The 18,581-nt window shown below is 30.5% G+C and carries 21 protein-coding genes; 15 read left to right on the forward strand and 6 right to left on the reverse strand.

The window, feature by feature from the left end; genetic code table 11:
- Positions 1 to 515 precede the first annotated feature (515 nt).
- The gene (locus SBL15_RS10145) at positions 516 to 1,301 is read right to left on the reverse strand and encodes a carbon-nitrogen family hydrolase (RefSeq protein WP_107611696.1); all 786 of its coding nucleotides are present in this window, start codon (positions 1,299 to 1,301) and stop codon (positions 516 to 518) included.
- A gap of 192 nt (positions 1,302 to 1,493) precedes the next feature.
- Positions 1,494 to 2,117: a nitroreductase family protein gene (locus SBL15_RS10150; protein ID WP_317955907.1), complete on the reverse strand. Its 624-nt coding sequence runs from the start codon at positions 2,115 to 2,117 to the stop codon at positions 1,494 to 1,496.
- 185 nt (positions 2,118 to 2,302) lie between these two features.
- Here SBL15_RS10150 and SBL15_RS10155 point away from each other — a divergent pair, with 185 nt between their 5' ends.
- Complete coding sequence (locus SBL15_RS10155) at positions 2,303 to 4,330, forward strand: SdrH family protein (protein ID WP_260678026.1); 2,028 nt, start codon at positions 2,303 to 2,305, stop codon at positions 4,328 to 4,330.
- A 61-nt stretch (positions 4,331 to 4,391) separates the two neighbouring features.
- Here SBL15_RS10155 and mroQ read toward each other — a convergent pair whose 3' ends face one another.
- The gene (gene mroQ / locus SBL15_RS10160; protein WP_107611694.1) at positions 4,392 to 5,132 is read right to left on the reverse strand and encodes an intramembrane glutamic endopeptidase MroQ; all 741 of its coding nucleotides are present in this window, start codon (positions 5,130 to 5,132) and stop codon (positions 4,392 to 4,394) included.
- A gap of 176 nt (positions 5,133 to 5,308) precedes the next feature.
- On the opposite strand from mroQ, the gene groES reads away from it, so the two are divergent.
- From groES to SBL15_RS10175, 3 genes are all read left to right on the forward strand, one after another.
- A complete protein-coding gene (gene groES, locus SBL15_RS10165) occupies positions 5,309 to 5,596 on the forward strand; it encodes a co-chaperone GroES (protein WP_016931053.1) in 288 nt (95 codons plus the stop codon).
- Positions 5,597 to 5,657: 61 nt separating this feature from the next.
- On the forward strand, positions 5,658 to 7,277 hold the full coding sequence (gene groL / locus SBL15_RS10170; RefSeq protein WP_011275310.1) for a chaperonin GroEL: 1,620 nt from the start codon (positions 5,658 to 5,660) through the stop codon (positions 7,275 to 7,277).
- A gap of 165 nt (positions 7,278 to 7,442) precedes the next feature.
- Positions 7,443 to 7,955 (forward strand): ClbS/DfsB family four-helix bundle protein, encoded by a 513-nt coding sequence (locus tag SBL15_RS10175; protein ID WP_107611693.1) that lies wholly within the window; start codon positions 7,443 to 7,445, stop codon positions 7,953 to 7,955.
- 397 nt (positions 7,956 to 8,352) lie between these two features.
- On the opposite strand, the gene SBL15_RS10180 is transcribed toward SBL15_RS10175, so the two are convergent.
- Positions 8,353 to 9,639: an aminotransferase class I/II-fold pyridoxal phosphate-dependent enzyme gene (locus SBL15_RS10180; protein WP_011275324.1), complete on the reverse strand. Its 1,287-nt coding sequence runs from the start codon at positions 9,637 to 9,639 to the stop codon at positions 8,353 to 8,355.
- 194 nt (positions 9,640 to 9,833) lie between these two features.
- Between SBL15_RS10180 and SBL15_RS10185 the strand changes: the two genes are divergently transcribed.
- The 7 genes from SBL15_RS10185 to pmtD all read left to right on the forward strand — a co-directional run bounded on the left by SBL15_RS10185 (position 9,834) and on the right by pmtD (position 14,023).
- Positions 9,834 to 9,929, forward strand: coding sequence for a Trp-rich small protein (locus tag SBL15_RS10185; protein WP_233641593.1), 96 nt, complete (start codon positions 9,834 to 9,836; stop codon positions 9,927 to 9,929).
- 175 nt (positions 9,930 to 10,104) lie between these two features.
- A complete protein-coding gene (locus SBL15_RS10190) occupies positions 10,105 to 10,281 on the forward strand; it encodes an SE1626 family protein (RefSeq protein WP_029376652.1) in 177 nt (58 codons plus the stop codon).
- 187 nt (positions 10,282 to 10,468) lie between these two features.
- Positions 10,469 to 10,849, forward strand: a complete 381-nt coding sequence (gene pmtR / locus SBL15_RS10195; protein WP_011275327.1) for a PSM export ABC transporter transcriptional regulator PmtR — start codon at positions 10,469 to 10,471, stop codon at positions 10,847 to 10,849.
- Positions 10,846 to 11,745, forward strand: coding sequence for a phenol-soluble modulin export ABC transporter ATP-binding protein PmtA (gene pmtA / locus SBL15_RS10200; RefSeq protein ID WP_053041871.1), 900 nt, complete (start codon positions 10,846 to 10,848; stop codon positions 11,743 to 11,745). Before pmtR ends, pmtA begins: the two co-directional genes overlap by 4 nt.
- Complete coding sequence (gene pmtB / locus SBL15_RS10205) at positions 11,742 to 12,425, forward strand: phenol-soluble modulin export ABC transporter permease subunit PmtB (RefSeq protein ID WP_107611691.1); 684 nt, start codon at positions 11,742 to 11,744, stop codon at positions 12,423 to 12,425. The genes pmtA and pmtB overlap by 4 nt, the downstream gene beginning before the upstream one ends.
- Entirely contained in the window at positions 12,422 to 13,294 is an 873-nt protein-coding gene (gene pmtC / locus SBL15_RS10210; protein ID WP_011275330.1) for a phenol-soluble modulin export ABC transporter ATP-binding protein PmtC, read from the forward strand. Before pmtB ends, pmtC begins: the two co-directional genes overlap by 4 nt.
- The gene (gene pmtD, locus SBL15_RS10215) at positions 13,295 to 14,023 is read left to right on the forward strand and encodes a phenol-soluble modulin export ABC transporter permease subunit PmtD (protein ID WP_107611690.1); all 729 of its coding nucleotides are present in this window, start codon (positions 13,295 to 13,297) and stop codon (positions 14,021 to 14,023) included.
- A 79-nt stretch (positions 14,024 to 14,102) separates the two neighbouring features.
- Here the strand turns inward: pmtD and SBL15_RS10220 are convergent, their stop codons facing one another.
- Positions 14,103 to 14,663, reverse strand: a complete 561-nt coding sequence (locus SBL15_RS10220) for a thioredoxin family protein (protein ID WP_107611689.1) — start codon at positions 14,661 to 14,663, stop codon at positions 14,103 to 14,105.
- A gap of 211 nt (positions 14,664 to 14,874) precedes the next feature.
- Between SBL15_RS10220 and SBL15_RS10225 the strand changes: the two genes are divergently transcribed.
- The 3 genes from SBL15_RS10225 (at position 14,875) to SBL15_RS10235 (ending at position 16,841) form a co-directional block, all read left to right on the forward strand.
- Positions 14,875 to 15,360, forward strand: a complete 486-nt coding sequence (locus SBL15_RS10225; protein ID WP_107611688.1) for a hypothetical protein — start codon at positions 14,875 to 14,877, stop codon at positions 15,358 to 15,360.
- A gap of 84 nt (positions 15,361 to 15,444) precedes the next feature.
- Positions 15,445 to 16,002, forward strand: coding sequence for an HAAS signaling domain-containing protein (locus tag SBL15_RS10230; protein ID WP_107611687.1), 558 nt, complete (start codon positions 15,445 to 15,447; stop codon positions 16,000 to 16,002).
- Positions 15,999 to 16,841: a DUF4097 family beta strand repeat-containing protein gene (locus tag SBL15_RS10235; protein ID WP_107611686.1), complete on the forward strand. Its 843-nt coding sequence runs from the start codon at positions 15,999 to 16,001 to the stop codon at positions 16,839 to 16,841. Before SBL15_RS10230 ends, SBL15_RS10235 begins: the two co-directional genes overlap by 4 nt.
- 66 nt (positions 16,842 to 16,907) lie before the next feature.
- Here the strand turns inward: SBL15_RS10235 and SBL15_RS10240 are convergent, their stop codons facing one another.
- Positions 16,908 to 17,948: a C45 family autoproteolytic acyltransferase/hydolase gene (locus SBL15_RS10240; protein WP_107611685.1), complete on the reverse strand. Its 1,041-nt coding sequence runs from the start codon at positions 17,946 to 17,948 to the stop codon at positions 16,908 to 16,910.
- 364 nt (positions 17,949 to 18,312) lie between these two features.
- Here SBL15_RS10240 and SBL15_RS10245 point away from each other — a divergent pair, with 364 nt between their 5' ends.
- Positions 18,313 to 18,486: a hypothetical protein gene (locus tag SBL15_RS10245; RefSeq protein WP_011275337.1), complete on the forward strand. Its 174-nt coding sequence runs from the start codon at positions 18,313 to 18,315 to the stop codon at positions 18,484 to 18,486.
- Positions 18,487 to 18,581 lie beyond the last annotated feature (95 nt).

Here is an 18,581-nt window from a genome sequence, read left to right on the forward strand (position 1 = left end):
ACAAGTGATAAAAACTTAATAATCTTAGTCTTTAAATTTAATAGTTATTGTTTGGTAATTGAGTTAAATAATTTTGTTTGTAGTTGCGAAATTATTGTATCCTTTACCATATGTTGTAAGTGTTATTAATGGTTATGAAACCATTGCAATAGTAGTAATGTCCCATTGATCATTATTACTAAAGTGACTTCTTGTTTATATGAAGTTTCTTACTTTGTTTTCTTCGTGTAGTTAAACGTGTTCATTAATAAGCCATCCCAACTTATTAATGAACTAAGTAAAGTTACTGAAGTTTAAACTCAGTGGAAAGTGTTTAACTTAGCTATTGTAAGATATAGAAGTTAAATATTTTCAGGATGTAAGCTATCGTAAAATTTTCATAATTAATAACATCCCCAAAAGATTGAAATAACTGTAAAAACATTCCCTTAATATGAAAGTCGCGAGTTCCTCCCAAGCTCGTGACTTTTTTTGTAAAAAAAACTGTATCCATAAAATTGGATACAGATTAGTAACTATTTATATAGATTTGGTTTTAAATTTTTGAATACAGGAATATTTTCACGTTGAACATCAACCTCATTTAAATCAATATCAAATGCGATTGTGTCCTCATCCTGGCCTAATTCAGCTAATATATCACCATTTGGATTGATAATCATTGAATGACCAGCGTAATCAGTATTACCGTCATTTCCAGTTCCGTTACAAGCAACAACAAACATGTCATTTTCAATTGCACGTGCTTGAAGTAAGACTCTCCAGTGATTCAATCTAGGTGTTGGCCATTGAGCTACAAAAAAAGCTATCTGCGCACCATTACGCGCGGGATATCTTAATAACTCTGGAAATCTTAAATCATAACAAATAATTTGTGTAGCTTGAGTACCTGAAGATAGAGGAAATGGTTCTGGTACCGCTTTGCCATCTTCTAAATATGTCGGCTCATCTAGCATAGGGACTAAGTGAACTTTATCGTACTTATTTATTCTATGTCCGTTTTTAGAAACGGTAAATGCAGTATTATAAACTTTGCTATTTCTAATATTTGATACAGATCCAGCTACGATATCGACGTTATATTGTTTAGCTAAGGATTGAATAAAGGGAAAGCTTCTACTAAGTTCTCTATCTCCTTTCTCATTTAATTCATCTAATGCATATCCGTTATTCCACATTTCAGGAAGAACAACAACCTCTGTATCTTCCTCCAACTTATTTTCGAACCAATTTTTTATTTTATTTTCATTTTTTTCTACATTGCCGTATGATACATAAAATTGAAATAATTGTATTTTCATTTAAAAATCTCCTCATCCTATGATTATCTCTAATTTACTAAAATAGATTAAGAAAATCAAAATTTGAAAGTCATGATTAAAATGCTTAATTTTTGAAAATAAATATAAAAAGGACTCAATTTCAACATAGAAATGAATCCTAGAGAAACTGAGTCTTGAATTGTTGATCTAATCGATATCAATTAATGTAGATTATTTTTTAACTATTAATCTATTGTTAGTTGGTTGTATATCTTTTTCACCAGCTTTTTCACGGATGTCACCAAATGGCATTTGAGCAACAAGTTTCCATGAAGCAGGGATGTCAAATTCTTGTGTAGTGATTTGATCTACTAAAGGATTGTAATGTTGTAATGAAGCGCCAATTCCTTTTGAACTTAATGCAGTCCAAATTGCAAATTGATGCATTGCGTTTGTTTGAACTGACCAATTAGCAAAGTTATCAGCATAATTTGGCATTTGTTCTTGTAAACCTTTAATAACATCTTCGTCTTCGAAATAAAGAATTGTGCCATATGCATGTTTAAATCCGTCGATACGTTGTTCAGTTGGAGTGAAATCACGGTCAGGTCCCATAACATCTTTTAATACTGTTTTAGTATTGTCCCAGAATTTGTGATGTTGGTCATTTAATAACAATACGATTCTAGTAGATTGAGAATTAAAAGCTGAAGGTGTGTATTTAATAATATGTTCTATCATATCTTCTAGTTCTTTATCACTAATTGAAATTGTTGTTTCAGTGCTATAGATAGTACGTCTATCTTCGATTTCTTGTAAAAATGGTTTTGTTTTTGATTTGCTAAATAAGCCCATGTTAAATCTCCTTTGTTTATATAAGTTATATCTCTAGTATAAATATTATACTTAAATATGTAAAATGTTTTTTAACAAAAAATGTCAAATATATTAATATTTTTTATCATTAACCTTATTTCAATGCATTATATGTAAATATTCTTTATACTGTAAGTGTTATAAAACAAGGAGGTGGAAGATTGATGAAAAAGAAAATAGCTCATACAGGTCTCATTTTAGCTATAGGCACATCTATGCTAGGGCATGAGAGCATCGTAAAAGCTGCAGAAAGTAATCAACAAGCTACGAATGAAGTTGATAGTAGTAATGTTAGTTCTGATACGGATACCCAAGAACGTCAAAATAGTAGTAATAACATCAATGAAAATCATCAATCTGATACCCAAGATTCAACTGAATTAGGAAAAAATAATAATAATCAAAATAGCGTTGAAAGCAATTCATCATCAAATAACGAGAATGATGCTAATGAAAATAGTGATAATACTGTGGATCAAAGTGACTCATCTGATAATAGTAACTCAGGCAGTAATACTGATTTAAATAATGGTGATGACACAAATAATTCTGGAGACAACGATACAAGCAATCCGGATAACGGAGAACAACCAGGAGAAAATGATTCAGGAAAACCAGATGACGGAGAACAACCAGGAGACAATGATTCAGGAAAACCAGATGACGGAGAACAACCAGGAGATAATGATTCATCAAGCAATCCAGATGACGGAGAGCAACCAGGAGACAATGATTCATCAAGCAATCCAGATGACGGAGAGCAACCAGGAGACAATGATTCAAGTAAACCGGATGACGGAGAACAACCAGGAGACAATGATTCAAGTAAACCGGATGACGGAGAACAACCAGGAGACAATGATTCATCAAGCAATCCAGGTGACGGAGAGCAACCAGGAGACAATGATTCAGGCAACCCAGATGACGGAGAACAACCAGGAGATAATGATTCAGGTAAACCCGACAATGGAAACAATCCAGGGAATAATGACTCAGGCGAGCAAGATGATGGAGGAAATAAGCCAGGAGACAATGATTCATCAAGCAATCCAGATGACGGAGAGCAACCAGGAGACAATGATTCAGGCAACCCAGATGACGGAGAACAACCAGGAGATAATGATTCAGGTAAACCCGACAATGGAAACAGTCCAGGGAATAATGACTCAGGCGAGCAAGATGATGGAGGAAATAAGCCAGGAGACAGTGGCAATCATCAGCAACCACCTAAACATGATGGGAATTCTGGTTCGAATCAAGGTGATCATCATTCAAATTCTGGATCAAATGAATCAAATAATGGTTCGCAAAATAATTCCAATAGCAATTCAAATAATAATAGTAACTATCCAGGCAATCATTCAGGTCACTCAAGTACCAATGATACAGTAAAACCTAATAAACCCGTTTTTAATAATAATAATGGTTCAACAAACGGAAACCATTCAACTGGTTCTAATCATCACAACAACAGTGTATCTGATTCAATGATTCATCAAATTTCCCCACATAAGAATAATGGCAACTCGACATCTCATTCTAACAGAAATCAAAATCAATCAATTATGAGTGGGTCTAATACTAATCAATGGCACTATGGCGATAACTTACAACAAAATCATCGACAAAGTCATATTGAAACTTATTCAAATAATGACAATATGCGAAGTGAAGTTCCTTTTTATAGCAAGTCAATGCTATTAAATAGATTAAATAGTTTAGCAACTGGTTCATATAAATACAATCCATATATTATTAATCAGGTAAACCGGTTGGGAAATAATAATGAGTATATCTCGAATCAAGATTTTTACAGACTTTTCCGAAAACAATCATTTAATAATGAATACTTAGATTATTTACAAAAAGGTTCTAACTATTTCAGATTTGAATATTTTAACCCTTTAAATTCGAAAAAGTATTATAAAAATTTAGATGAGCAAGTATTGGCACTTATAACTGGAGAAATCGGATCTATGCCTGAATTGAAAAAGCCAAGTGATAGAGATAAAAAAGAGGATGCAGATATACAGAGCCATGATGATGATAAAATTATAGATACCAATGAAAAAAGTAAAGAAGAGGAAAATAAAGATAAATATAAAAACATAAATATTGCTTTAATTACATCTATAATTATGATTTTCGTAGGTGTTACAGGTAGGTTTATTTATAGGAAAATTAAAAACTAAAATAGAAAACGCATCTATTATTGTCATTTAAAATGATGAGATTAATAGATGCGTTCATTTATTAAAATAGAAAATGAATTATAAAATTACTTTGTTCTTGTAAATGTTTAACTGTGTCACCAAAGAAAAATTGGACTGCCACTACAAAACCATTTTGTAACATATGAATGATAATTGGAACCGCAATACGTTTAGTTAAAACATAAGCAAGAGAGAATAACATACCCATACCAAAATATATGAAGAAAAATTTAACATCGTTATGTGCTATCGCAAATAAAATTGAACTTACTATTGAAGCAATTAAGAACGCAACAATTCGATTTCCTTTAATTTTATTATAGATTTCACCAAATATAACTTTTCTAAATATGTATTCCTCTAGAATTGGGCCAACTATTGAGATTAATAATATGAAAACTGGAAGCTGTTTTGCAATTGCCATAATTCTCTCAGTATTTGGACTTTGCTGTGGTTGTCCAACTAACCACATAGTGATTAGACTAGCTACCATTTGGTAAATCATCACGACAACAAATCCTAATAAAGCCCAAGGTAAAATGTAGCGTTTAGGTTCTTTATAACCTCGCTCCAGTGTTGTTGGATTTTTGATAATACTATTTAACCAAATTATTAATAATGCTGCTATTACAAATAAAATAACTTGAGTGTATACGCCCGCTTTAGCTAGTTCCATCCCTTTTAAATCTTTAAAGAAAGGTAATTGCTGTGCAAGTAAGGGTAAGAACTGTGCTAATGCATAAATAACAATGGTAAGAAATGCTACCCAAATTCTCTTCATTCTATTCCTCCAAAAATAATAATCAACATTAGTTAGTTTATCGTAAATTTGTATGTTATACAAAATATAGATAACCCTTTCGCTTGAAAAATTGACCAAATTTGATTAATATAAAATATAGATTAGCACTCATTACATTTAAGTGCTAAAAAGGAACCTGTTAAGGAGGAACGATCATGCTTAAACCATTAGGAAATCGTGTGATTATTGAACGCAAAGAACAAGAACAAACAACTAAAAGTGGCATTGTACTTACTGACAGTGCAAAAGAAAAGTCTAACGAAGGTATAGTAGTAGCTGTTGGAACCGGACGAGTTTTAGACAATGGTGAAAAGGTTGCTCCAGAGGTTAAAGAAGGAGATCGAGTTGTATTCCAAGAATACGCTGGCTCAGAAGTTAAACGTGGAGATGAAACATACTTAATTTTAAATGTTGAAGATTTACTTGCTATAATTGAAGACTAAAATTTATAAATAATAATTAATTAGTAATATTAAACTATTTTAAATAATGGAGGTATAATCAATGGCTAAAGACCTTAAATTTTCTGAAGATGCAAGACAAGCTATGTTACGTGGTGTCGATAAATTAGCTAACGCCGTTAAAGTTACAATCGGACCTAAAGGACGTAACGTTGTATTAGATAAAGAATATGTAGCACCATTAATTACAAATGATGGTGTCACAATTGCTAAAGAGATTGAATTAGAAGATCCCTATGAAAATATGGGAGCTAAATTAGTTCAAGAAGTTGCTAATAAAACAAACGAAATTGCTGGTGATGGTACAACAACTGCAACCGTATTGGCACAAGCAATGATTCAAGAAGGATTGAAAAATGTAACAAGTGGTGCTAACCCAGTAGGATTACGTGAGGGTATTGATAAAGCAGTAAGAGTAGCTGTACAAGCTCTACACGATATTTCTCAAAAAGTTGAAAATAAAAATGAAATCGCACAAGTAGGTGCAATTTCTGCAGCAGATGAAGAAATCGGTAAATACATTTCTGAAGCAATGGATAAAGTTGGTAATGATGGTGTTATTACCATTGAAGAATCAAACGGACTTGATACAGAATTAGAAGTTGTTGAAGGTATGCAATTTGATAGAGGGTATCAATCACCATACATGGTTACAGATTCAGATAAAATGATTGCTGAGTTAGAAAGACCATATATTTTAGTAACAGATAAAAAAATCTCTTCATTCCAAGATATCTTACCTTTATTAGAACAAGTTGTTCAATCTAGTCGTCCAATCTTAATTGTAGCAGACGAAGTTGAAGGAGACGCTTTAACAAATATCGTATTAAACCGTATGCGTGGAACATTTACTGCAGTTGCAGTAAAAGCACCTGGATTCGGTGATAGACGTAAAGCAATGTTAGAAGACTTAGCTATTTTAACTGGAGCTACAGTTATTACAGATGATTTAGGTTTAGAATTAAAAGATGCTTCAATTGATATGTTAGGTAGTGCTAATAAAGTTGAAGTAACAAAAGATAATACTACAGTTGTCGATGGTGATGGAGATGACAATAGTATTGATGCTCGTGTGAGTCAAATTAAAGCACAAATTGAAGAAACTGATTCTGACTTTGACAGAGAGAAATTGCAAGAACGTTTAGCTAAATTAGCTGGTGGCGTTGCAGTCATTAAAGTAGGTGCTGCATCTGAAACTGAATTGAAAGAACGTAAATTACGTATTGAAGATGCCTTAAACTCTACACGTGCTGCAGTTGAAGAAGGTATTGTTGCTGGCGGTGGTACTGCATTAGTAAATATTTATAATAAAGTAGATGAAATCGAAGCTGAAGGTGACGTTGCAACAGGTGTTAATATCGTACTTAAAGCTTTATCTGCTCCTGTACGTCAAATCGCTGAAAATGCTGGGCTAGAAGGTTCAGTTATTGTTGAAAGATTAAAACATGCAGATGCAGGTGTTGGATTTAACGCTGCGACAAATGAATGGGTAAACATGCTTGAAGAAGGTATTGTAGACCCAACTAAAGTTACACGTTCAGCTTTACAACATGCGGCAAGTGTTGCTGCGATGTTCTTAACTACAGAAGCAGTAGTTGCAACTATCCCTGAACCAGATAATAATGATAATCCAGGTATGGGTGGTATGCCAGGTATGATGTAAGTCATACAAACTTAACCAAATTAATTAATTTAGACGCTTTTCGAAAAAAAATCACATTTGAAAAGCGTCTTTTTTAATGGGAAATCTTAATATAAATGTTTATTTAAACTGATTAAATGTGCATTACAATATATAATAAATATATAAATGCTAGGCGGTGATAAGATGCAGACTTATTCAAATAAAGATGATTTAATATTTGAAATTAGTAAGAGGGCTGAACTTTTTATTAATGAATTTAGTGATGTATCAGAATCAGATAAGGATGTATATAAAATTGGTGTCGATAGAACACCTGCACAGATGATCGCATACCAGCTTGGATGGTTAAATTTAATTCAATCGTGGGAGAATGATAATAAAAATAATATACCAGTTGTAACTCCCAGTCCTGACTATAAGTGGAATAATTTAGGAGGATTATATCAAGAATTCTATAAAACGTACTCAAACTACACATTAGAACAACTTATTAATCAGTTCAATAAGGAAGTAGATAGCATTATTGATTTAATTAAAAGTTTAGATAATGAAACATTATTTGAGAGTGGAAAAAGGCAATGGGCTTCATCAACGCCTTCCAAATGGCCAGTTTGGAAATGGATTCACATTAACACCGTAGCACCATTTAAGTCATTTAGAACTAAAATTAGAAAATGGAAGACAACAGAAATATAAAGATAACTTAACTTTCGAAAGATTATAACAATATGAAAAAACATATTATCTAAAATAAAGACGAGTCTAGGAATTAAACCCAAGACTCGTCTTTTAATTAAGAACTATAATCCGAAAATTTATAATAAATCTAATAACCATGCTCCAAATAAAATAAATAGAATGAGTGATCCTATGAACAAATATAAATTTTTGGATACATGTCCTTTCGAAGTAAAAGCGTAAAGATACAAATAATATGACGTGGAGATTAATGTAATAATAAGTAATATTGAAAAAATAATTACCATTTAGATCACAGCTTTCGAGTTATTTTTAGTTTCGATAGAATGAATAAATCGAATATCAATACTTCTTCAATGTCATCATAATTACTCTTTTTATTTATATCAATCGTTTACTTTAAATCATCGATTGCTTTTGCGATTGATTCAAAAACATGTGGAATATCATCTTTTTCAATGCAACTAAAAGCAATACGGATATCTGAGTCATTTAACGCTATAATACCGATTGAATATTCGTTAATTAAATGGGTACGTAGTTCTTCAGGATTTACGCCATTGACTTTGACTGCCATAAAATAACCAGAATTAAAATCATAGGCTTGCCAATGATTTTTATATTTATCGTCATAAACAACAGATTTTGTAACTTCATATCTTTCTTGTAATGTATCTATATTTTGTTGAATTTCTTTATCAAATTCATCATGATTTTCTAAAACGTATTTAATAGCACTTTGAGAAGGCATTGGTCCACTTGAAATATTACTTCGTATTAAACCTTTAACTTTCGCTTCTAACACTTCTTTAGCAACATTATTATTTAATCCAAATGTAAGGAAACCAACACGTAGCCCCCACGCAAAGAATTCTTTAGTAGCACCATCTAAACGAATTGGTAAAATATTGCTTGATTCAATTTGATTTAGTGCAGTAAAAATAGACTGACGATAAACATCTTCATAGAATAAACCATAATATGCATCGTCTACTACAGCTATAACTTTTGTTCCTTTTTCAGCTAGTGAACGAACCGCTGAAACTATAGTTGTAACTTCATCGTTGTTCGGTGTATAGCCGGTAGGATTGTTTGGATAATTTAAAATTAAAATGACTTTGTCTTGATTGAAATTTTCTAAAGTAGTAACTAAATCATTTGTTGTGTAATGTCCTTCTTGGTTAAAGATCGAATATGTCTCAATATTTGCAGAATGACGTGTTTCATAAATTAGTTTGTAGTTACCCCAATTATGTGTTGGTACTAAAACAGTATCTCCACTCTCTACAAATAAATCAGCTATTAAAGATAACCCGTGAGTTAACGCATTAGTGACAATAGGTCTAGTAATTGTCTCTTTCGATAAATCAGGGTTTTCTTTTAGCATTTTGTCTTGCCATAAATCCCTTAAAGCTTCTAATCCTTGAGGTGGGGCGTATGGAAAGACTTCATCTGGAGATAAATGATTATAGACATCAAATAAAGTATCAGCATACATTTTCCCGTTTTTATTAGTAGCCATTCCAATTGTAGCGTTATATTTAGTTTTTTTAGCATCAGCAGATTGAGATAAAATGCCTTTTGGATAATACATTGATTGACCTAAATTTGATAGCATACTTAATATTTCTGGACAATGATCAACAAGTTGATTATTTAAATTTTGTGCTAATGGGTTCATTTATTTAACCTCACTTTATTTTAGTGTTTAATAATATATTATCTTTAAATGCCTTAAAGATAAAGTGTTCCTATAATGATTACAAAGAATTGATAATTGAGTTTTTACAAAAGCGAACATTTGTTCGCGTTTTATGTTAGAATAATGACAGGTCATCATAAGATATGACACTTTTCATTTGGAGGTGTAGTGTAATGTCGTGGCTATTAGATGGTATGGTGACATTAATTTCGGGTGGTATACTCGTTGTATTTCGTGTTTGGTTAGAATCTAAGTGGAAAGATAAATAGATGACCATACACAAAAGCCCCTAACTTGCCGTCACAAGTTAGGGGTTGTGTAATGTAATTCGTGGATACAATTAAATTGTAACACATGGATTAATATTTTCAATTTTAATTGTATTTAGTAAGCAAATTTATAATTTTAATTTGTTATAATACATGTATTGAGGTGTTGATTATGATGAAACATTTAACTAAGATTTTCGTTAGTTTGGCAATTATCTTATTTGTTATTGGATATTATTTACAGGCTACAGGACACGAGAATCAAGGTGTTAAATTATTATTAGCAGCAATTATGTTTATCATATGTGCTTTTATTAATCGTAATAATGATAGAAAGAAAAACAGAAAATAACATTTTAGACTCTATATTAGCGTTTGACGTTAGATATAGAGTTTTATTTTTAAATAGAATTGTATCTATAATGTATATACAGTTTGTAGCTTTAATACCAACAAATACAAGTATTTGCATAATTTCCTTTACAAACGTGTATATAGTGTGTATATTATTTATATACAGTTATTAAAGGGGGACATCAATGAAAATTATATTGAAGAACACCAGTGAACAACCCATTTATGAACAAATCAAACAACAAATAAAAGAGAATATTTTAAAGGGGTATGTTGAAGCTGGTAGCCACTTACCTTCGATGCGTGAGCTTGCAAAAGATTTACAGGTGAGTTTAATTACAACTAAAAGAGCTTATGAAGATCTTGAGAAAGAGGGATTCGTAACAACTGTCCGAGGAAAAGGTACATTTGTTAAAGAACAAGATAGTTCCATATTAAAAGAAAAGCAATTCTTTGTAATTGAAAATCTTGCTCGATTAATGATTAAAGAAGCTAAAACAATAGATATGCCTCTCAAGGAATTAAAAGAAATACTAGCTTTAATTTATGAGGAGGAAGAAGAATGAATGTCATTGAAGTAAAAGATGTGTCGTTTCAAAGTAGTGCATTTTCAATAAACAATCTTTCATTCAGTATTCCTCAAGGATTTGTAACTGGATTCATTGGGGCTAATGGGGCAGGGAAAACAACGATAATTCGTATGATAATGGATATTATAGAACCTAATCATGGTCATATATCAATATTTGGTGAACCAATAGCAAATAAACCGAAATGGATAAAAAATAAAATAGGTTTTGTTTATTCAGAAGTTTATTTTAACCAACAATGGACTGCAAAAAAACTTGAAAAAATGGTTTCACCATTTTATACCGATTGGGACTCACAAGCATTTAAAAATTATTTAGAAAAATTCAATTTACCTTTCAATGAAAAAATAAAACATTTTTCTACAGGTATGAAAATGAAATTGTCTTTAGCACTAGCTTTGAGTCACCATGCTGAATTGTTTATATTAGACGAACCAACTGCGGGGTTAGACCCTATTGTTCGTAATGAAGTGTTAGAAATTTTACAAAGTGAATTACTCGACGAACATAAGACTTTATTTATTTCAACCCATATTATTTCGGATTTAGAGAAAATTGCTGACTATCTTGTACATATAAAAGATGGAGAAGTTATTATGCAAGGTTTTCGTCATCAACTTCAAGAACAATACTCAATTGTACAAGGTGATAATCAAGATTTAGACGAGGAATTAAATCGCTTGTTCCTTTATAAAGAAGTGAAGTCGACAGGTTTTGTTGGTTTTACTAAACAGGCCCAAGTGTTTAAAGAATTGTTCGGAAAAAAAGTTAATATTAAACAACCTACGATTGAAGAACTTATGATTTACATTGAAAAGTCTAAAAGTAATGACAATCAACAAGATTTTCAGCAAAGTAGGTTGATAAAATGACGCAATTACTAATTAGAAATTTTAAATGTAGGAGTATAACGATTGCCATTTATATCTTATTACTTCTATTAAATCCGTTATATGCTTTCGTATTTTCTAAAACAGAACTTTATTTTTTATTCTATGCACCGATTGCAATCACATTAATGGCGGTTAGCATATTAGACTCTGGACACTTGTTTAGACTACATAGAAGATTAGGAGGTAAAAGTTCATATTTGTTTTACGAAAGTTTACCTGTCTCTAAAAAAGACATGCTTAATGCGAATTACATTACCTGTATCGTATTAACACTTTTTGGTGGTTTTATTATCGCTTTGTACAATTTTCAATCTTCTAATATTGATTTTGGGGATTTAAGATACTCAACTGCGATTGCTTTTATATTTGTAAACTTTTTAAGTATTCCAATTGCATTTAGTAGGAATACTGAAAAGAAACGCGAAGGGATATCATATGCACCTTATATCTTGATAATGATGTTAGTTATTCCATTTGCTATTACAATAGTTTTTACACTAATTAATGCATTCGTTTTTCATCATCATATTTCTTATAATATCTTTAGCATATATAACAATTATGGTTTATTAAGCTTAAGTATTGTTTGGATGATTTTAAATTATTTGATTCAATTAAAACGTATAATTCAGCGTGAAAATAAAGGAGGGCCTATATGAAATTAGAAAATATTACAAAAACATATGGAGATAACAATGTTTTAGATAATATCAATTTTGATTTTGGAAATAGTAAAATTGTAGGTTTAATTGGTAAAAATGGTGTTGGTAAAACAACATTAATGAAAGTCATGAATGGCAATATTATTAATTTTAAAGGAAAAGTTCAATTAAATGATAACGAGAACGTTGGCTATCTTATTGAACATCCGAAATTATATGATAATAAAACAGGATTAAATAACTTGAAATTATTTGCTCAAGTTCTAGGCAAAGGTTTCGACAAGGAATATACAGATAAAATCATAGACGCATTTGGCATGAGACCTTACATTAAGAAAAAAGTGAAAAAGTATTCAATGGGTATGAAACAAAAACTTGCGATTGCAGTTTCATTAATGAACAAACCAAAATATCTAATTCTTGATGAACCGACAAACGGTATGGATCCAGATGGCTCAATTGATGTATTAGAGACAATTCAATCATTAGTGAATGATTTAGAAATGAAAATTCTAATTTCAAGTCATAAATTGGAAGATATTGAATTGATTTGTGATAGAGCTGTCTTTCTACGTGATGGAAACTTTGTACAAGATGTCAATATGAAAGATGGTAGTGCGCAAGATCATACATCGATTAAATTTGAAGTTAGTGAATTTAATACAGCACTAGATTATTTAACAGAACATTTTAACGTGCTTCAATCACACAAAGATAGTGGAGAAATAATGATTAAAGCACAAAAAGATTATAAACAATTACTCAAATCTTTAGCACAAAAAGATTTATATCCTAAGTATATTGAAACAAGAAAAAGTTCGCTTCGTGATACGTACTTTAATATTAATCAAAGAGGTGACAAATAAATGAGAAGTTTACAATTAGTTAAATATGATATATTGAGTTTTTGTAAAAGCTATTTAACATATATAGCACTAATTTTAATCTGGTTAGTTTTAGGATTAATAACGTTCTTAATGGCACGAAATAATGATCAAGTAAATTATTCATCTATTTTATCTATGGCAAATTGGATGTTCTTATTCTTTGGCTTGTTAGTAGTGATTAAGACAATTACACGTGATTATTCACAAGGTACGATTCAACTTTATATGAATAAAGTGAGAAATAGAATTGGGTATATTATTGCTAAAACAATTTCAATTATTTTATTTTCATTCATTTTTGCATTCATCACATATATCACATTAATGTTAGTACAAGTGTTTACAGACGAAAAAAATTTAGACGGAGATAAGTTCTTAACGAACATTTGGTTCTATCTTATCTTCTTACTATTCTTCGGTTTACTATTATTCTTAGTTACATTAATTGTTCAAAAACCGGCAGTAATTTTTACACTAGGTATATTCTTAGTATTTATAGTTCCATTTATTCAACCTTTTATTGGTTTGATTCCTGACTGGGGAGAAAAAATTCAAAAATCATTAAAGTATATTCCGTTTAGTTATTTAACTGAGAAATCTCAAACAGATAGTATTAAATTTTCAAATTGGCAATGGTTTATTTCTTTAACATCAATTGTTATTTTATTCATTGCGAATATTGCTTATGCAGCTAAAAGGGATATATAATATATGCCAAGAAATTGATATCCAAAAAAGAGGGTAGTAAAACAAATTTTGTTTTATTACCCTCTTACTATATATCCTTTTATAGAATTAACTTACTGATTATAGAGTCATAAACTTGATTCCATAAGTCAGTATCTGATTTATATTTAGAAGTGATTTCATGATGTACTTCTTTTTCTTTATCCTCATAATTGTGTGCATCTTTAGGTGGTAGTTTTTCAGCTCTAAGTTGAGTAACAAATTCTTGAGCTTCACGAGCTCTAGGGCCCCAAACACTCACTTGTTCAAATTGATCATTCATAAAGATAAAGATTGGAATCGAGCGTGCTGTACCATTTGTTAAATATTGATCAATGAGATTTGTGTCTTCATCTCTATGGAATACGCGTACTTCTAACTGTAGTGATTCACTTATACGCTTTAATATAGGTAAGTTCATCATAGCGTCGCCGCACCAATCTTCACTTATAACCAAGACTTTAGAATAAGAACTATCTTTAAGTTGATTGATTCTATCGTCAGACGAAGGTAATGTGAATGCATTGAAAATTGTTAGTACATTATCTTTATTCACAGTCATGTTATCGATATATTCATCAAGTGGCTGACTATTATTAAAATATGTTTCTAAATTAGCCATAAATAAAACCTCCCCGTTAAATTTATATCATTATAACAATTTTTACTAAGAATGAATAATTATAAAACTTAAAATATATTAGTTTTATCACAATTATAAGAATGTTAAAACAACGTTACAATTCTGTAAGAAATGATTGTAGTGGTTTAGATGTTTCTCAGTAAGTGGTTATGATATTTTTAAGTTAATAAGAATAGAAGTGGTGGTACGGTTGCGCATTCAAAATCGATGGATAATCTTTAGTATTTTTACAATAATAGCTTTTATAGTGGTTACGTGTCTTACAATCTATAAAAATGAAAAAACAATTAATCTTACTGAAGTGAAGATAAATGATATTCAATTAAATGAACCATTTAATGAAAATGATTATGAGATAAATCATCACATAAAGTTGGATAGATACAAATTCTATAACGATAAAAAACATAAAGATTTAATTGTAAAAGTAAAAAATAAACACCAAACAGTAAAAGGGATCGTATTGATTAATGATCATGATGTAACAACAAACTTTGGTGTTAAAATTGGAGATAGAGTGGATCATGCAATCAATTATTTAGGTGATAATTATCGTAAAGATAAAGTAGGTAAGGGATATGATGCGTTAATTTATGTTGATAAAGAGCACCATATGAAGCTATCCATTTTATATAAGGATAATGTGGTTAAACGAATTGAATTTTTTAGTCGTTAAAAAGTGATACTTTTACAATGCACTTCAAAATAAGCTACTTTTCGATAAGATAGAGATAATTCAATTAAGAAAGTAAGTGAAATAATGGATAAGATTACCTTTTTAAATGAACTTGAATTAGAACTTGATGAATTATCAAGAGAAGAAAAAGATAAACTCATGGATGATTATGAAAATCATTTCAATGAACAAGAATCGAAAGGGAAATCAGAAAAAGATATTATATCGGATTTAAGAGAACCACATGATATAGGTAAAGAAGTTAAAGCCAAAGAAGCAATATCCTATGCTAAAGTAACCCCTAACCTACGGAATATTATTAGGGCTATAATGGCTTCATTAAGTCTTGGCGTGCTTTCTTTTTTCTTCATCATCATCCCTATTGTAATATTTATAGCGTTATTGATTGTTGTGTTTATATTCTCTGTTTTTTTAATTTCTCTTCCATTAATAATAATATCAATGAGTATCATAAAAGGGATTGTTGATTCGTTTAGCAATTTCTTATTTAGCATTTCATATGCTGGATTAGGTATCGTCTTATTTGTAGTTACCATGAAAATTACACAAAATTTATATCGACTTGTATTAAAATATTTAACTTGGTATATCCAAACGGTTAAAGGAAGAATTAAACAATGAAGAAGGCAATGATAACAGGCATAGTAATATTTGTAGGATTTTTCTTAGCAGCAACTTTAGTCTGGTTTGTGCATGATAAAGATGAATATAAAAAGCTAAAATATGATAGAGCATACAGTAATGTGAAAATGAATAATTTAAATATTGACAGCTATAATTCAGAACTCACAATTAAGCAAGGAGAACATTGTGGTGTTAAATATTATGGTGATAATGATGTTAAGGTATATCGCACAAAAGATACATTAAATATAAAAGAGCATAAATCTGATAAGAGGGGTTATAGCGTTAATATTAATCCTTTTAATCAAAGTAAATCAAAAATTGAAGTTACACTTCCAAATAAAAACATTAATAATTTAGATGTATATTCAGGATTTGGAAATGTGAATCTTGATGGCATTAACGCGAAGAAAGGTTCGATTTATCAAGACAACAGTCATTTAAAAATTAACAATTCAAAATTAAATAACCTTTCCTTTAGGAATAATACCGGTGGAGTAAATATTAAAAATAGTGAAATACTTAATAGTAAATTTAAGACTTACTTGGGTGACATGAATGTAGATAATTCAAAGCTTCAAAAATCATTATTTGTAAGTGAAGATGGTTATCTTAATTTCACAAACATGAGTAGTGAAACAGATGTAAAAGGCTCAAGTAAGCATGATTATATTCATTTAGACTATAAGGATGAGCCTAAAAATACTTTATTAAAATTACACCCAGGTACAGGAGAGGGAAAAGTTGAAAATAAAGCTTTTAATAAAGGTAAGGTAGGAAATAGTAATAATGTAATTGAATTTTATACAGTAAAAGAAGACATCACAATAAAATGATTGCCTAAACAATAAGAGGCAATCATTTTTTCAATTCGACGGACGATTTCAAAGTTCGTCGATTTTTTAATAATTTGCGAATGTTAAATTGGTATCAATTTGACCGTTAAATTGTTGGATAGTTAACTCATTACCATCTAGCCATGATTGAAAATTAATTGAAGTGGGTGCTTGATTTTCTCCTAGAGTCATCCAAGCGGTTAAGTTTTGTGGTTCATACATTGAAGTGTGTATCGTACCTGACCAACTTCTAAATAATTTGCTATATATTTCGAATTTTGGGTCATTAAACAATTTAAAAGCTGTATGTTTATCTAAGCTTTGTGAGGTTTGTGAGACAGTACGTTCTAAACGTTCACGTGATTCTTTTGTGTAATTTCGGTTTTCATGCGTTAAGATTTCGAAATGATTTGTACATACTTTATCATATCTGACATCAAAAGAACGTGGTGTAACCTCAACGATTGCGTGATTAAGCTTTCTATCCATTAAAATATAACTGAATGAGCTTCTATGAGGGAGTTCTTTCAAGAATCTAACGGCTTCATCAACGTCTTTGCAATATTCTAAAACAAGACGACCAATCATATAACATACAAAGCCATTAGCAGGGTGTTTACGATGCATAAAGTTATAGCCCATCGTCAAACCAGCTTCATTCATACCATCCATACGACCTGTCACTCTAGACGTAGGACCAATTTGCGCTAGCCCACCGTCATTAGGTTGGAATAATAAATATCTCCCATCGTATGTGGCAGGATGATAATCATAATTGCGCACCATAAAATCCTTACCTTGAAATACAGTACATCCACTCTCTTTTAAATCTGTGAAGCGGTAATGTGCAAAATTTAATATCATTTGTTTTGTAGGTAAGTTCAGTACTTCTTGCATACCCATTAACTCTTCCCATATTTCTGGTGCGTATGTTTGAAATACTTGATACGTTTCGTTAACATCTATATCAAATCGGGGCATACGTTTTTTCCATTCACGTTCACGATTTTGCAATAAGGGTGTTTGTTTTAGCCATTGTGCTGTACTGACTCCTAAATCAAAATGTGATCCTCTAAACGTCATTATATCTGATTTCACTTGTTGCACTTAAATAGCCTCCTATAAGGTTTATTTATAACATAGGATTGATTGAATTCAATTCAAAATATAATTATACTAAACATGATAGCAAGATTCATAAAAATCTCAAGGAGGGATACCATGTCATCATTTAATGATTTCAGAAAAGCAGCTATAGACTTGTATAAGAAATTTAAAATGTAAATGGTTATTTCGGTTTAAATTAGCTTATGATAAAGAATTAAAAGTATTACACAGTAATATTTACATTTATTTCTTTAAATTTTTAAGTTTTTAAATGTTGAAAATGCTATCTATTTAACCATAACAGTAAGTATGATAATATATAATATTGTAAACATACTTATATCTATTTAGAGGTGAAACATACATGTGGGATTTAATTAAAGGTTTATTCAAATTCTTATTAAGCTTAGTAGTTATTACATCAGTAGTAGTTGGTGTAGGTGTTGTAGCATTTGCTTACATCTTCAAGAAAGACTTTGAAGATATCGAAAGAAAAACTAAAGAAATCGTTTCAGATATCGAAAGTAATAACGCGTAATAATATTAATTTAACCAGTGACTTCAGTTTTGAAGTTACTGGTTTTTTATTTCAATAAATTCAAACAATGATTAAGAATAATTGTCATAGACACC

It is taken from the genome of Staphylococcus sp. NWU MKU2 (assembly GCF_033283605.1).
GTDB lineage: Bacteria > Bacillota > Bacilli > Staphylococcales > Staphylococcaceae > Staphylococcus > Staphylococcus haemolyticus.

Coding starts and splice junctions, on each gene's coding strand:
- SBL15_RS10145 (WP_107611696.1), bottom strand. CDS start 1,301: ATGAAAATACAATTATTTCAATTTTATGTATCATACGGCAATGTAGAA.
- SBL15_RS10150 (WP_317955907.1), bottom strand. CDS start 2,117: ATGGGCTTATTTAGCAAATCAAAAACAAAACCATTTTTACAAGAAATC.
- SBL15_RS10155 (WP_260678026.1), top strand. CDS start 2,303: ATGAAAAAGAAAATAGCTCATACAGGTCTCATTTTAGCTATAGGCACA.
- mroQ (WP_107611694.1), bottom strand. CDS start 5,132: ATGAAGAGAATTTGGGTAGCATTTCTTACCATTGTTATTTATGCATTA.
- groES (WP_016931053.1), top strand. CDS start 5,309: ATGCTTAAACCATTAGGAAATCGTGTGATTATTGAACGCAAAGAACAA.
- groL (WP_011275310.1), top strand. CDS start 5,658: ATGGCTAAAGACCTTAAATTTTCTGAAGATGCAAGACAAGCTATGTTA.
- SBL15_RS10175 (WP_107611693.1), top strand. CDS start 7,443: ATGCAGACTTATTCAAATAAAGATGATTTAATATTTGAAATTAGTAAG.
- SBL15_RS10180 (WP_011275324.1), bottom strand. CDS start 9,639: ATGAACCCATTAGCACAAAATTTAAATAATCAACTTGTTGATCATTGT.
- SBL15_RS10185 (WP_233641593.1), top strand. CDS start 9,834: ATGTCGTGGCTATTAGATGGTATGGTGACATTAATTTCGGGTGGTATA.
- SBL15_RS10190 (WP_029376652.1), top strand. CDS start 10,105: ATGAAACATTTAACTAAGATTTTCGTTAGTTTGGCAATTATCTTATTT.
- pmtR (WP_011275327.1), top strand. CDS start 10,469: ATGAAAATTATATTGAAGAACACCAGTGAACAACCCATTTATGAACAA.
- pmtA (WP_053041871.1), top strand. CDS start 10,846: ATGAATGTCATTGAAGTAAAAGATGTGTCGTTTCAAAGTAGTGCATTT.
- pmtB (WP_107611691.1), top strand. CDS start 11,742: ATGACGCAATTACTAATTAGAAATTTTAAATGTAGGAGTATAACGATT.
- pmtC (WP_011275330.1), top strand. CDS start 12,422: ATGAAATTAGAAAATATTACAAAAACATATGGAGATAACAATGTTTTA.
- pmtD (WP_107611690.1), top strand. CDS start 13,295: ATGAGAAGTTTACAATTAGTTAAATATGATATATTGAGTTTTTGTAAA.
- SBL15_RS10220 (WP_107611689.1), bottom strand. CDS start 14,663: ATGGCTAATTTAGAAACATATTTTAATAATAGTCAGCCACTTGATGAA.
- SBL15_RS10230 (WP_107611687.1), top strand. CDS start 15,445: ATGGATAAGATTACCTTTTTAAATGAACTTGAATTAGAACTTGATGAA.
- SBL15_RS10235 (WP_107611686.1), top strand. CDS start 15,999: ATGAAGAAGGCAATGATAACAGGCATAGTAATATTTGTAGGATTTTTC.
- SBL15_RS10245 (WP_011275337.1), top strand. CDS start 18,313: ATGTGGGATTTAATTAAAGGTTTATTCAAATTCTTATTAAGCTTAGTA.